Here is a 15,143-nt window from a genome sequence, read left to right as displayed (position 1 = left end):
CGGACGACGGGCACGAACGTCGCGTCGGCGACGGTGGTTTCCTGGGCCATGCCGGACAGGACTCCGTCGGGGCCCAGTTCGAGGTAACGGGTCACACCCATGGCTTCGAGCGCGGTGACTCCGTCGGCGAAGCGGACCGTCCCACGGACCTGCTTCAGCCAGTACTCCGGCTGTTGCATCTGCCCGGGTTCGGCTATGGCACCGGTCAGGTTGGAAACGATCGGAATGCGAGCGGGGTTGAACGTCAACCCGGCCAGAACCGAAGCGAATTCCTCCAGCATCGGCTCCATCAGGGCGGAGTGGAACGCATGTGAGACGGTCAGAATGGTGAACCGCCAACCGCGCTCGGCACATTCGGCGGCATAGCGCTCGATGGCGTCGCTGCTGCCGGAAAGCACCACGGAGTTCGGACCGTTCACCGCCGCAACGTCAAGCCCTGAATCGGCGACATCGGCCTCGGTGGCCTGGACGGCGAGCATTCCGCCGCCGGTCGGCAGCGCCTGCATCAGGCGTCCGCGCTCCGCCACCAGAATGCACGCATCGTCCAGCGACAACACCCCCGCGACATGCGCGGCCACGATCTCGCCCAACGAGTGGCCCAACAACACATCCGGCGTGACACCCCAGGACTCCACCAACCGGAACGCGGCGACTTCGAGGGCGAACAAGCCCGCCTGCGCCCACCCGGTCTCGTCAAGGTCAACGCCATCGGTCAGAACCTCGTGCAGCGGACGGTCCAACCGCGTATCCAACCGGGCGCAGACCGCGTCGAAAGCCTCCGCGTAGACGGGGAATGCCTCGTACAACCCCAGGCCCATGCCCGCACGTTGCGCACCCTGCCCCGTGAACAGAAAGGCGGTTCGGCCCTCGATGGCGACGCCAGCGGCCAGCTGCTCATCGCCGTGAAGGACAGCGCGATGCTCAAGCCCGGCCCTGGTCGTGGCCAACGACCACGCCACATCCACCAGGTCCAACTCCGAATGCGCGGCGACAAAAGATCGCAACCGCGAAACCTGCGCCCGCAACGCGGTCTCGGACTTCGCCGACACCACCCATGGCACCAGCCCCGGCACCTGCCGCGTCGCCACAACCGGCGCGGTCTCCGGCTCAGGAGCCTGTTCCAGAATCACATGCGCATTGGTGCCACTCAGGCCGAAGGAGGACACCGCCGCGCGCCGGGGGCGGTCGACGTCGGGCCATTCCCGTGCCTCGGTGAGCAACGCGACCGCGCCGGTCGACCAGTCGACCGCCGGCGATGGCTCGTCCACATGCAAGGTGGTCGGCAACACCCCATGCCTCATGGCCATGATCATCTTGATCACACCGGCGACGCCCGCGGCCGCCTGGGTGTGGCCGATGTTCGACTTGATCGAACCCAGCCACAACGGTTCGCCCGCCGCCCGGTCTTGACCGTAGGTGGCCAGCAATGCCTGGGCTTCGATCGGGTCGCCAAGACGGGTGCCCGTCCCGTGCGCTTCCACGGTGTCGATGTCCGCGCTGGTGAGGTGGGCATTGGCCAGAGCCTGGCGGATGACGCGTTGCTGGGAGGGACCGTTCGGGGCGGTGAGGCCGTTGGAAGCACCGTCCTGGTTCACCGCACTCCCGCGCACCACGGCCAGCACCTGGTGTCCGTTGCGCTGGGCATCGGACAGTCGTTCCACCAGCAGCATGCCGACGCCCTCGGCCCAGCCGGTCCCGTCCGCCGCAGCGGCGAAGGACTTGCAGCGACCATCGGAGGCCAGCCCATCCTGACGGTCGAACTCGGCAAACATCCCGGAGGTCACCATCACCGTCACACCACCGGCCAATGCCAGATCGCATTCACCCGCCCGCAGGGCCTGCGCGGCCAGATGCAGCGCGACCAGTGATGACGAGCAGGCGGTATCGACGGTGACCGCCGGCCCCTCAAGGCCGAAGACATAGGCGAGACGGCCGGAGAGCACGCTGTTCGCCGTGCCGGTCAACAGATGTCCCTCGGCGCCGGGCACGCCCTTGCTGCCGTACCCCGAGGACGACGCGCCGGCGAACACCCCGACGCCCCGGCCGCGCAGCGAACGCGGGTCCATTTCAGCCGCTTCGAAGGTCTCCCAGGCCGCCTCCAGCAGCAGCCGTTGCTGCGGATCCATGGCCAGGGCCTCGCGCGGCGAGATGCCGAACAGGTCGGCGTCGAACTCGTCCGCGTCATGGACGAATCCGCCCAGGCCGCCGCCGACCTCGGTCATGCCGGCCGGCCAGCCGCGATCCGTCGGGAAGGGGGTGATGCCGTCCGTTGCGCTCTCGACCAGCTCCCAGAGCTGCTCCGGTGTGGTGACACCGCCGGGGTAGCGGCAGGCCATGCCGACGATGGCGATCGGCTCATCCACCGCCATGCCGGTGGCCAACACCGGTAGCCCGGTGTTCTGTTGGGCGTCTCCGATCAGCTGCGGCAGGAGGTGGTCGGTCAGTGCGGTCGGGTTGGGGTGGTCGAAAACCAGGGTGGCCGGGAGGGAGAGCCCGGTGTGGGTGGTGAGCAGGTTGCGCAGTTCCACGGCCATCAGGGAGTCGAAGCCCAGGTCGCGGAACGCCCGTCCCGGTTCGATGGCGTCCGCGCCTGCGGTGTGCCCCAGCACCACGGCGGCCTGGGCGCGGACCAGGTCCAGCACCATCGGGTGCCGCTGCGCGACGGTGGCCGTGACAAGCCGTTGACGCAGCTCCGACTCGGCACCGCCGCCCCGTGCGGTGCTCTGGAGGGTGTCGGCGGCTTCCGGGAGTTCGGACAGCAGCGGGCTGGGACGGGCCGAGGTGAAGGCCGGCGCGAAGACGGACCAGTCGACGTCGGCGACCGTGACATGCGACTCCTGGCCGTCGACGGCCTGAGCCAAGGCCTGGATGGCGAGGGTGGGGTCGATCGGTGCCAACCCGCGCCGGCGCAACTCCTGTTCGGCTTCGCCTTGGGCGGCCATACCGCCGCCGGCCCAGGGGCCCCAGGCCACCGCCGTGCCCGGCAGGCCACGGTCGTGGCGGTGCTGTACCCAGGCGTCGAGGAAGGTGTTCCCGGCGGCGTAGGCGCCTTGGGTGCCGCTGCCCCAGGTCGCGGAAATCGACGAGAACACCACAAACAGATCGAGGGGGAGATCCCGGGTGAGTTCGTCCAGGTGCCTGGTCCCGTCGACCTTGGGCCGCAGCACGTCGGCCACGGCCTCGGTGGTGGTCCATGCCAGCGCTTCGGGGTTGTCGACCCCGGCAGCGTGCACCACACCCGTCAGATCCGGAACACCCGCGATCACCTCGGCCAGGGCGTCGCGGTCGGCTACATCGCAGGCCACGACCGTGGTGCGGGCGCCGAGTTCGGCCAGTTCCTCGACCAGCCCCTCCGGCGCGATGCCGCCACGGCTGGTGAGCACCAGATGTGGCACACCGCGTCCCGCGAGCCAGCGGGCGACTTCCGCGCCCAACGCGCCCGTGCCACCGGTGACCAACACCGATCCCGAAGGCCCCCAGCCCGCGCCCGCCACGGCCGCCGGCACCGCCCGCACCAACCGCCGCCCGTACACACCAGACCCCCGCACCGCGACCTGATCCTCACCACCATCACCCCTACCGGCCAGGACACTGACCAGCCGGGCACCCGCCCGCGCGTCCAACCCGACCGGAACATCAACCAACCCACCCCAACGCCCCGGGAACTCCAACGCCGCGACCCGACCCAGACCCCACACCACCGCCAACTCCGGATCCGTCAACCGATCCGACCGCCCGATCGACACCGCACCCCGCGTCACCACCCACAACGGCGCCGACACCGCACCCAACGCCTGCACCACCCCCAACGTCTCCACCCACCCCGACGCCACCAACACCACACCCGCCACCTCAGGCAGACCCGCCACCTCCTCCGCCGCAACCCCCACCACCGTCGCCCCGGCAGCCGACAACGCCGCCGACACCTCCACATCCTCCAAACCCACCACCGCCCACACACCCGACAACACCGCCGGAACCAACCCCGTCAACGGCCTCCAAGCGATCTCATAGCGCCAGGAGTCGAGTGTGGAACGTTCCTGGTGACGCCGCCGCCACGCCGACAACGCCGGCAACGCCGACTCAAGACCCGCCAACTCCTCCAGATCCCCACGCTCCACCGCATCCCAGAACACCGAATCAACCAAACCCTCACCCACACCCACCGGCACCGAAAACTCCGGCCAGAACCGTTCCCGCTGAAACGCATACGTCGGCAGATCAACAACCCGCCCACCCCAACCGGCAAACATAGCGGACCAGTTGACATTGACGCCGGCCGTCCACAAACGACCGATCGCGGTCAGCGCGGTATCGGCCTCCGCCCGCTCCTTACGCAGCAGCGGCGTGAACACCCCATCGACAACGGTCTCCTGGGCCATGCCGGACAGCACCCCGTCGGGGCCCAACTCCAGATAGCAGGTCACCCCAAGCTCCGCCGTTGCGGCGGCACCGTCGGCGAAGCGGACCGTTTCACGGACCTGCTTGAGCCAGTACTCCGGCTCCTGCAACAACCCCGGCTCGGCCACCGCACCGGTCAGGTTCGAAACGATCGGAATCCGCGCTGGATTGAACGTCAACCCGGCCAACACCGAAGCGAATTCGTCCAGCATCGGCTCCATCAACGCCGAGTGGAACGCATGCGACACCGACAGAACGTTGAACCGCCAACCCCGCTTGGCGCATTCGCCGGCATAGCGCTCGATGGCTTCGCTGCTGCCGGACAACACCACGGAGTTCGGACCGTTGACGGCGGCCAGGTCAAGCCCCGAGTCGGCGACGTCGGCCTCGCTCGCCTGGACCGCCAGCATCCCGCCACCCGACGGCAGCGCCTGCATCAACCGACCCCGCTCCGCCACCAACACACACGCGTCATCCAGATCAAGAACCCCCGCCACATGCGCCGCGACGATCTCACCCAACGAGTGCCCCAACAACACATCCGGAATCACACCCCAGGACTCCACCAGCCGGAACGCGGCGACATCGAGAGCGAACAATCCCGCCTGCGCCCACCCCGTCTGATCCAACCCCACGCCATCGGTCAGAACCTCGCGCAGCGGACGCTCCAACCGCACGTCGAGACGCGCGCAGACCGCATCAAAAGCATTGGCATAGACGGGGAACGCCCCATACAACCCCAACCCCATCCCCGCGCGCTGCGACCCCTGCCCCGTAAACAGAAACGCGACCCGACCCTCCCCGGCCGCACCCGACGCCAACTCCGTATCGCCGTGGAGCACCACCCGGTGCTCCAACGCCGCCCGCGTCGTGGCCAGGGACCACCCCACATCCACCGCATCCAACTCCGGCCGCCCGTCCACAAACGACCGCAACCGCCCAACCTGCCCCCGCACCGCCTCCGCCGACTTACCCGACACCACCCACGGCACCAACCCCGGCACCCGCCGCGACCCAACAACCGGCTCAGACTCAAGCCCAGGCGCCTCCTCCAAAATCACATGCGCGTTCGTCCCACTGATCCCAAACGACGACACCGCCGCCCGCCGCGGACGACCCACCTCAGGCCACTCCCGCGCCTCCCTCAACAACGCAACCGCACCCGCCGACCAGTCCACCGCCGGCGAGGGCTCATCCACATGCAACGTCTCCGGCAACACCCCCCGCCGCAACGCCAACACCATCTTGATCACACCCGCCACACCCGCAGCCGCCTGCGTATGACCGATATTCGACTTCACCGACCCCAACCACAACGGCTCCCCACCCGCACCCCGCCCCTGCCCATACGTCGCCAACAACGCCTCCGCCTCGATCGGGTCACCAAGCCGCGTCCCCGTGCCATGCGCCTCCACCACATCCACATCGGCACCGGTCAACCGCGCATTGGCCAACGCCTGCTCGATCACCCGCTGTTGCGCGGGACCGTTCGGCGCCGTCAAACCGTTCGACGCACCGTCCTGGTTGATGGCCGAACCCCGCACCACCGCAAGCACCCGGTGCCCGTTGCGCCGCGCGTCCGACAGCCGCTCCACCAACAGCACACCCACACCCTCGGACCACCCGGTCCCGTCCGCCGCAGCCGCGAACGACTTGCACCGGCCATCGCCCGCCAGGCCGCCCTGTTTGGCGAACGCGCTGAACGAGCCGGGCGTCGCCATCACGGTGACTCCGCCGACGAGCGCCATCCGGCACTCGCCCTGGCGGAGGGCCTGTGCGGCGAGGTGCAGCGCCACCAGCGAGGAGGAGCACGCCGTGTCCACCGTCACCGCGGGGCCTTCGAGGCCGAAGACATAGGACACCCGGCCGGACAGGACGCTGCTGGCGCCGCCGGTCAGGGCGAATGCCTCGACGTCCTCGGAGCCCTGGTCGATGAGGCCATAGCCGGAGGGGGATGCCCCGATGAAGACGCCGGTGGCGGTGCCGGCGAGCGAGCGCGGGTCCAGTCCGGCCGACTCGAATGTCTCCCACGCCGCTTCCAGCAGCAACCGCTGCTGCGGATCCATGGCCAACGCCTCACGGGGCGAGATGCCGAAGAGGTCCGCGTCGAAGAGGTCGGCGTCATGGACGAAGCCGCCCCTGGGGGCGTAGGTGTCGGGTCCCTGGTCGCGCTCGGGTTGTTCCCAGCCTCGGTTGGCGGGGAAGTCCGTGATGGCGTCGGTGCCGGTGCTCACCAGCTGCCAGAAGTCGTCGGGGTTCGCGACGTCTCCGGGGAGGCGGCAGCTCATGGCGACGATGGCGATGGGTTCGCTGTTCGCCGCCAGGATCTCCCGGTTCTTGGCGCGCAGCCGTTCGGCCTCCTTCAAGGAGGTCCGCAGCGCTTCGACGATTCGGGAGGCCGAGTCAGCGGTCATTACCTTCTCCAGGGCTGGCGTCGTGCCGGGCGGCGTCGAGCGCGATTTCGATGAGGGCTTCGGCGTCCAGGTCGTCCAGCGGGTCGTGCCTCTCGGGCGAGGCCGGCTCGATGGTGCTGCCGTTGGGTTCCGCCAGTTTCAGGAGTGTGTCCACGAGTCCGGCCTCCCGCAGCCGCTCGATCGGGATCGCGGCGAGGGCGCCGCGGATCTCGGCGTCGCGGGGGTCGGAGTCGTCTCGGGTGGTCTGTTCCGGTGCGAGTTCGCCGAGGAGCAGTTCGGCGACCGCCTGCGGCGAGCGGAAGTTGAAGACGAGGCTGACGGGGAACTTCAGGCCGGTCCGACGGTTGAGCTGGTCGCGGAACTCGACGGCCATCAGGGAGTCGAAGCCGAGGTCCTTGAAGGCTTCTCCGGCTCCGATCGCGTGCGGGTCGCGGCGTTGCAGGACGGTGGCGGCGGTGGCCCGGACCAGGTCCAGCAGGATCCGTAGCCGCTGCGCGTGGGGAGCGTCCGCGAGTTGTCGCCGTAGCTCGGCGCCGGCGTTTGCTTCCGGTTCGGCGGCCGCGTCCGGTCCTTCGGTGGGGGTTTCGGCGGGTTCGGTGAACGCGTGCAGCAGAGGGCTGGGGCGCAGCAGCGTGAATGCCTCGGTGAAGCGGGGCCAGTCGACGTCGGCCACCGTGAGATCGCTGTCGTTCTGGTCGATCGCCTGGGCCAGGGCGCGGATGGCCCGTTGCGGGTCCATCGGTGTCAGGCCGCGGCGGCGCAGGCCCTGGGATGCCTCGGCGTCCGCTGCCATGCCGGCGCCGTCCCATGGTCCCCAGGCCACCGAGGTGCCGGGCAGGCCCTGGTCGCGCCGATGCCGTATCCATGCGTCGAGGAACGCGTTGCCCGCCGCGTAGGCGGCCTGGCCGCCGCTGCCCCAGGTCGCGGCGATCGAGGAGAACACCACAAAGAGGTCGACCGGCAACTCCCGTGTCAGGGCGTCCAGATGGCGTGTCCCGTCGACCTTGGCGCGCAGCACCGAAGTCATGGCCTCCGGTGTGGTCGCGGTGAGCTGCTGGGGGTCGTCGACTCCGGCCGCATGCATCACGCCGGTCAGGGGCCACTGTTCCGGTATGTTCGCGATCATCTCGGCCAGGGCGTCCCGATCGGCCACGTCGCATGCGACGACGGTCGTTCGCGCGCCGAGCCGGGACAGTTCGTCGACCAGGCCGTCGGGCGCCACCCCGGACCGGCTGGTCAGCACCAGATGTGGCACCCCGCGGCCGGCCAGCCAGCGGGCCGCCTCGGCGCCCAGGGCGCCGGTGCCGCCGGTGACCAACACGGTTCCGGACCGGCTGGGATCCCATGCGGCGGTCGGGGCTGCGGTCGATATCGCCCGGGTCAGGCGTCGGGCGAACACCCCGGACCGCCGGATGGCGAGCTGGTCTTCGAGGCCGCCGGCGAGAACCTGGGCGAGTCGTTCGCCGGCCGCCGCGTCCACCGCCTCGGGGAGGTCGACGAGGCCGCCCCAGCGCTGGGGGAACTCCAGTGCCGCGACCCGGCCCAGGCCCCATACCGTGGCCAGGTCGGGGTTCGCCAACCGGTCCGAATCGCTGACCGAGACCGCGCCCCGGGTCAGTACCCACAGCGGCGCCGAGACCTCGTCCAGTGCCTGGACCGCCGTCAAGGTCTCGGCCCATCCGGAGGCGAGGAGCAGCACGCCCGCCACGCCGGGCAGGCCCGGCACCTCCTCGGCGGGGACGCTGACGATTGTGGCGCCGGCGGCGGACAGGGCCGTGGACACCTCCGCGTCCTCGTGCCCGACGACGGCCCAGATGCCGGCCAGGGTCGCCGGGGCGAGCTGGGTCAGTGGCTCCCACCCGATCCGGTAGCGCCAGGACTCCAGCGCCGAGCGCTCCTGATGGCGTTCCCGCCATGCGGACAGCGCCGGCAGTGCCGATTCCAGGCCGGGCAGTTCCCGGGTGTCGCCGCGCTCCACCGCGTCCCAGAAAACGGTGTCCAGCGCGTCACCGTCGATCGTTTCCGGTCGTGGCTCCGGCCAGAACCTTTCACGTTGGAACGCGTAGGTCGGCAGGTCGATCGGATGGCCGCCCCAGCCGGCGAAGACGCTGCGCCAGTCGACGTCGGTCCCGGCCGTCCAGAGTCGGCTGACGGCGGAGAGCGCGGTGTCGGTCTCGTCGCGGTCCTTGCGCAGCACCGGCGCGAACACCGCGTCGTCGACGGTCTCCCGGGCCATGCCGGACAGCACGCCGTCCGGGCCGAGTTCGAGGTAGCGGGTCACGCCGAGATCCGCCGTGGCCGCGACGCCGTCGGCGAAGCGGACCGCTCCCCTGACCTGCTTGAGCCAGTACTCCGGCTCCTGCAGCAGCCCCGGTTCGGCGACGGCGCCGGTCAGGTTCGAAACGATCGGAATGCGGGCGGGGTTAAATGTCAACCCGGCCAGGACCGAAGCGAATTCGTCCAGCATCGGTTCCATCAAGACCGAATGGAACGCGTGCGAGACGGTCAGAACGTTGAACCGCCAGCCGTGCTCGGCGCATTCGGCGGCGTAGCGGTGGATCGCGTCGAGGTCGCCGGAGAGCACCACGGAGTTCGGGCCGTTCACCGCCGCGAGGTCAAGACCCGAGTCGGTGACGTCGGCCTCGGTGGCCTGGACGGCGAGCATTCCGCCGCCGGCGGGCAGGGCCTGCATCAGGCGTCCCCGTTCGGCGACCAGCACACATGCGTCGTCCAGATCGAGGATTCCGGCGACATGGGCGGCCGTGATCTCGCCGAGGGAGTGGCCCAGCAGGACATCGGGGGTCACTCCCCAGGATTCGACGAGGCGGAACAGGGCGACTTCGAGGGCGAACAGGCCGGCCTGTGCCCATGCCGTCTGATTCAACCCCACGCCATCGGTCAGGACTTCGCGCAGGGGGCGCTTCGTTCGCGCGTCGAGTTGTTCGCAGACCGCGTCAAAGGCTTCGGCGAAGACGGGGAATGTCTCGTAGAGGCCCTGGCCCATGCCGGCGCGTTGGGAGCCCTGGCCGGTGAAGAGGAACGCGGTGCGGCCTTCGCTCGCGGTGCCGGTGGCGAGCACGTCCCCGTCGCCGGCCAGGACGACCCGATGTTCCAAGGCGGCCCGGGTCGTGGCCAGCGACCAGCCGATGTCCACCGCGTCGAGCCGCGGCCGCTCGGCGACGAAGGACCGCAGCCGGGCGACCTGCGCCCGCAGCGCGGCCTCGGACTTCGCCGACACCACCCAGGGCACCAACCCCGGCCGGCGCACCGTGGTTTCGGTGACCGGCTCGGGCTCGGGGGCCTGTTCCAGAATCACATGCGCGTTGGTGCCGCTGATGCCGAAGGCCGACACTCCCGCGCGGCGCGGTCGGTTCACCTGGGGCCACGCACGGGCCTCCGTCAGCAGTTCCACCGCGCCCGCCGACCAGTCGACCTGAGGCGAGGGCTCGTCCACATGCAGGGTGGCCGGCAGCGCTCCATGGCGCAGGGCCATGATCATTTTGATCACTCCCGTCACGCCTGCGGCCGCCTGGGTATGGCCGATGTTCGACTTCACCGACCCCAGCCACAACGGCTCGGCGTCGTCGCCCCGGTCCTGGCCATAGGTGGCCAGGAGCGCCTGCGCCTCGATCGGGTCACCCAGCCGGGTGCCCGTGCCATGAGCTTCCACCGCGTCCACATCGGCGGTGGTGAGACGGGCATTGGCCAACGCCTGCCGGATGACGCGCTGTTGGGAGGGACCGTTCGGCGCGGTCAGGCCGTTGGACGCGCCGTCCTGGTTGACGGCGCTGCCCCGCACCACGGCAAGGATCTGGTGGCCATTGCGCCGCGCGTCCGAAAGCCGCTCCACCAGCAGCATTCCGACGCCCTCACCCCACCCGGTGCCATCGGCGGACGCCGCGAACGCCTTGCACCGGCCATCGCCGGCCAGCCCGTCCTGGCGGTCGAACTCGACAAACGCGGTCGGCGTCGCCATCACCGTCACCCCGCCGGCCAGCGCCAGCTCACATTCCCCGGACCGCAACGCCTGCCCGGCCCAGTGCAACGCGACCAGCGACGAGGAGCAGGCCGTGTCCACCGTCACGGCGGGGCCTTCAAGGCCGAACACATAGGCAAGGCGGCCGGAGAGCACGCTCAGCGCGTTGCCGGTCAGCGTGTGCCCGTCGGCGGTCGGCGCGCCGGCGACGTTGTATCCGGACGGTGACGCTCCCGCGAAGACGCCCACGCTGCGGCCGCGCAGCGAACGCGGGTCGACCCCGGCCGATTCGAAGGTCTCCCAGGCCGTCTCCAGCAGCAACCGCTGCTGCGGATCCATGGCCACGGCCTCACGCGGCGAGATATTGAACAGGGCGGCGTCGAACCGGTCCGCGTCGTAGACGAATCCGCCGACGCCGGTGGCCCCACCGGGTATCTCGGCCGGCCAGCCGCGATCCGTCGGGAACGCCGACATGCCGTCGACCGCGCCGTCGACCAGATCCCACAACTGCTCCGGCGATGTGACCCCGCCCGGGAAGCGGCACGCCATCCCCACGATCGCCAGCGGCTCGTCGAGGGGAGCGAGCTGCGTCGGTGCCGCCGGCACCAGCTCGTGCGCGCCGAAGAACTGTGACAGCAGATAGTCGCTGAGCACGGTCGGGCTCGGATAGTCGAACACCATCGTGGCCGGCAACCTCAGGCCCGTGGCGGTGTTCAGCCGGTTGCGCAGTTCGACGGCGGTGAGGGAGTCAAAGCCGAGATCCTTGAACGCCTGGCGTTCGCCGACCGCTTCGGCCGAGCCATGCCCCAGTACGGCTGCCGCGCTGCCCCGGACCAGTTCCAGCAGCATCTGCCGCCGCTGGGCCTCGGGCATCGACCGCAGTCGCTGTGCCAGCGCCAAACCGGCACCCGATGCCTGGGCGACCCCACGCCGCACCCGGTCGGCGACCAGGCCCCGCAGCAACGCCGGCACCTCACCCGCCGCCCGCGCCGCCGCCACGTCAAGATTGATCGCCACCAGGTGCGCCGCCGAGCGCGACAATCCCGCATCGAACAGGGCGAGCCCCTGCTCCGTCGACAGCCCCCGGGCGAGCCGATCCCGCAGATGTCCGGTCATGGTGCTGGCCTGCTGCCACATGTCCCAGCCCAGGGACAGGCCCGGCAGCCCCTCCGCGCGGCGACGCGCGGCCAGACCGTCGAGGAACGCGTTCGCCGCCGCGTAGTTCGCCTGCCCCGGCGTGCCGAACGTCGCCGACGCCGACGAATACAGAACGAAGAGCGCGAGATCAGCGGCGCGCGTCAGCTCGTCCAGATTGACGGCCGCGGTCACCTTCGCCCGCAACACCCTGTTCAACCGCTCCCCGGTCAGCGCGGTGAAGACACCGTCGTCAAGCACACCCGCCGCATGGACCACACCGGTCAGGGGCGCGTCGACGGGGATCCCGTCGAGGACGGCCGCCAGAGCGTCACGGTCGGCGGCATCACACGCCACCACCCGCACCCGCGCGCCCAGCCCCTCCAACTCGCCGACCAGATCCATGGCCCCCGGAGCATCCGGGCCCTGACGCGACAACAACAACAGATGCCGCACCCCATGCTCGACCACCAGATGCCGCGCCAGCAGACCACCCAACGTCCCCGTCCCACCGGTAATCAACACCGTGCCACCCACAACCGACGGCACCGCGTGTTCCACACCCACCGCTCGGGCCAACCTCGGCACCCACACCTGCCCACCACGAACAGCGACCTGAGGCTCATCCAAACCGGCCAACAACGCCAGATCGAAGTCCTCGGTAGCCGCCGGATCAGCATCCACCAACACAATCCGATCCGGATGCTCCGACTGCGCCGACCGCACCAAACCCCACACCGCCGCACCCACCACATCCCCAACCTCATCCGACCCCACAGCCACGGCACCCCGCGTCACCACCGCCAACCGCGAACCAAACGACCCCTCGTCCACCAACCACTCCTGCACCCCACGCAACACCCCACCAAGCACCTGCTCCACCGAACCATCACCCACCACCAGCAGGGAGAAGTCCGTCGGCTCGGCATGAACAACGACCGAGGGCAACGCACTCCACTCCACCGCGAACAGCGCATCATCGACCCGCCCGGCCGACGACAGCTGCCCCGCCGACACCGACCGCAACATCAACGAACGCACCACCGCCACCGGAACACCAGCACCATCCGCCGCCTCCACAACAACACCCTCACCCACCGAACGAATCGCCACCCGCAACACCGTCGCCCCCACCGCAAACAACTCCACACCCGACCACGCGAACGGCAACCTCGGCCCGGAAACCTCAACGTCCCCAAGAACGAACCCCGCCGGATGAAGCGCGGCGTCGAGCAACGCCGGATGGATACCGAAGGCGTCCACCGCGCCCACGCCGGAATCCGGCAGCAGCACATCGGCATACACCCCCGACTCGTCACGCCAGGCCGCCCGCACCCCCTGGAACATCGGGCCGTAGCCGACGCCCGCGTCGTCCGCCAAGGCGTCATAGAACCCGTCGACGTCGATGGCGACCGCGCCCTGCGGCGGCCAGACGCTCAGGTCGAAGTCCGCCTCCGAGGTGATCTGCTCCGCCAGCGAACCCGTCGCGTGCAGCTGCCACTCGTCGGTGCCCTCGGCGCGGGCATGGACATACACCGGCCGATCACCCGCATCGTCCACGCCCTCGACACGCACCTGCACCCGCACCCCGCCGGGGTCCGACAGCACCATGGGCGTCTGCAGCACCAGCTCGCGCAGCAGACCGCAGCCGACCTCCTGGCCCGCCCGCAACGCCATCTCCACCAACGCCGTGCCCGGGACCACGACATGGTCCAGCACCACATGATCGGCCAGCCACGGCTGCGCGTCCGTCGACAGCCGTCCCGTCAACACCACCGCATCGCCCTCGGCCAGCGCCACCACCGAACCCAGCAGCGCATGCCCGGTGCCGAACTCACCGCCCCCGCCGGGCAGCGACTGCGGCCAGTAGCGCCGGTGTTGGAACGCATAGGTCGGCAACGGGACCCGGCGGCCGGTGAGTACCGTCGACCAGTCGACGTCGACGCCGGCCTTCCACGCCTCGCCGAAGGAGGCGAGTACCCGACGCAGCCCGCCCTCGTCACGCCGCAACGTGCCGAACGCGACGGCCTCGGCCTGAACGGCCTCGATGGTCTCCTCGACACCGACCGTCAGCACCGGATGCGCGCTCACCTCGATAAACGTGCGCATCCCCTGGTCCAGCAGGGAGCGGACGGCGTCCTCGAACCGCACCGTCGAGCGCAGGTTGTCGAACCAGTACGCGGCGTTCAGTCCGCCGTCGACGGGGACGCCGGTGAGTGTCGAGAGCATCGGGATCGTGCCGGTGGCCGGGGACAGCGGCGCGAGATCGGTGAGGATTCGCTCGCGCAACTCCTCCATCTGGGGGGAGTGCGAGGCATAGTCCACCGCGATCCTTCGGGCGCGGATCCCGCGCCGACGGCACTCGGCGATCAGCGCGTCCAGGGCATCGCCGTCCCCCGAAACCACCGTGGACGACGGGCCGTTGACCGCAGCGACGGAAAGCCCGGGACTGTCGGCCGTCAGCTCCTCGACCGTCTCCCGGCCGGCGGCCACCGACACCATCCCGCCGCCGCCCGCGACCGCCAGCAACGCCTTGGAGCGCAGGGCGACCACCCGGGCAGCGTCCTCAAGCGACAGCCAGCCGGCCACACAGGCCGCCGCGATCTCGCCCTGTGAATGGCCGACCACCGCCGACGGCACCACACCGGCGGAACGCCACACCTCGGCCAGCGCCACCATCACCGCCCACAGCACCGGCTGCACCACGTCAACCCGTGCCAGGTCCCCGTCGTTGAGCAGCACCTCGGTCAGCGACCAGTCCACATACAGGGACAACGCCGCCTCGCACTCGGCGAGCCGCGCCCGGAACGCCTCGGAGGAGTCCCACAACTCCCGTGCCATCCCCGCCCACTGGGAGCCCTGACCAGGGAACACCCACACCACACCGCCGGAACCCGCCGCCACCCCGGAAGCCCCGGACAGCCCGGCCAGCAGCTCGTCCCGATCCGCACCCACCACCACCGCACGGTGCTCCAACGCGGCCCGCCCCGTCGCCAGCGACCACCCCACATCCGCCGGGCTCAGCTCGGGGTTCTCAGCCGCGAACGACCGCAACCGCTCCAGCTGCTCCCGTAGGCCCTCAGCGGACTTCGCCGACACCACCCACGCCGTCGTATCCCCGACAGGCGGCGCCTCGGCATCCGGCGAGACCGCCGGCGGCTGCTCCAGAATCACATGCGCGTTCGTACCGGACATCCCGAACGACGACACCGCAGCGC

2 protein-coding genes (both cut by a window edge) are annotated in these 15,143 nt (G+C 70.2%); both read right to left on the bottom strand.

Annotated elements, in window-relative coordinates; genetic code table 11:
* Nucleotides 1-6,815 carry the start of a type I polyketide synthase gene (locus AOM46_RS35745; RefSeq protein WP_062218136.1) on the bottom strand. It extends 26,350 nt beyond the left edge of the window, so only the first 6,815 of its 33,165 coding nucleotides appear in the window; the start codon lies at nt 6,813-6,815; its stop codon lies off the left edge, out of view.
* Nucleotides 6,805-15,143, bottom strand: partial view of a type I polyketide synthase gene (locus AOM46_RS35740; RefSeq protein ID WP_062218132.1) — the final stretch only. 20,446 nt of this gene lie beyond the right edge of the window; only the last 8,339 of its 28,785 coding nucleotides appear in the window; its start codon lies beyond the right edge, outside the window; its stop codon occupies nt 6,805-6,807. Before AOM46_RS35740 ends, AOM46_RS35745 begins: the two co-directional genes overlap by 11 nt.

It is taken from the genome of Streptomyces sp. NBRC 109706, assembly GCF_000974485.1.
In the GTDB taxonomy this organism is placed as follows: domain Bacteria; phylum Actinomycetota; class Actinomycetes; order Streptomycetales; family Streptomycetaceae; genus Streptomyces.
This window is presented reverse-complemented; position numbering and strand designations above follow the sequence as displayed.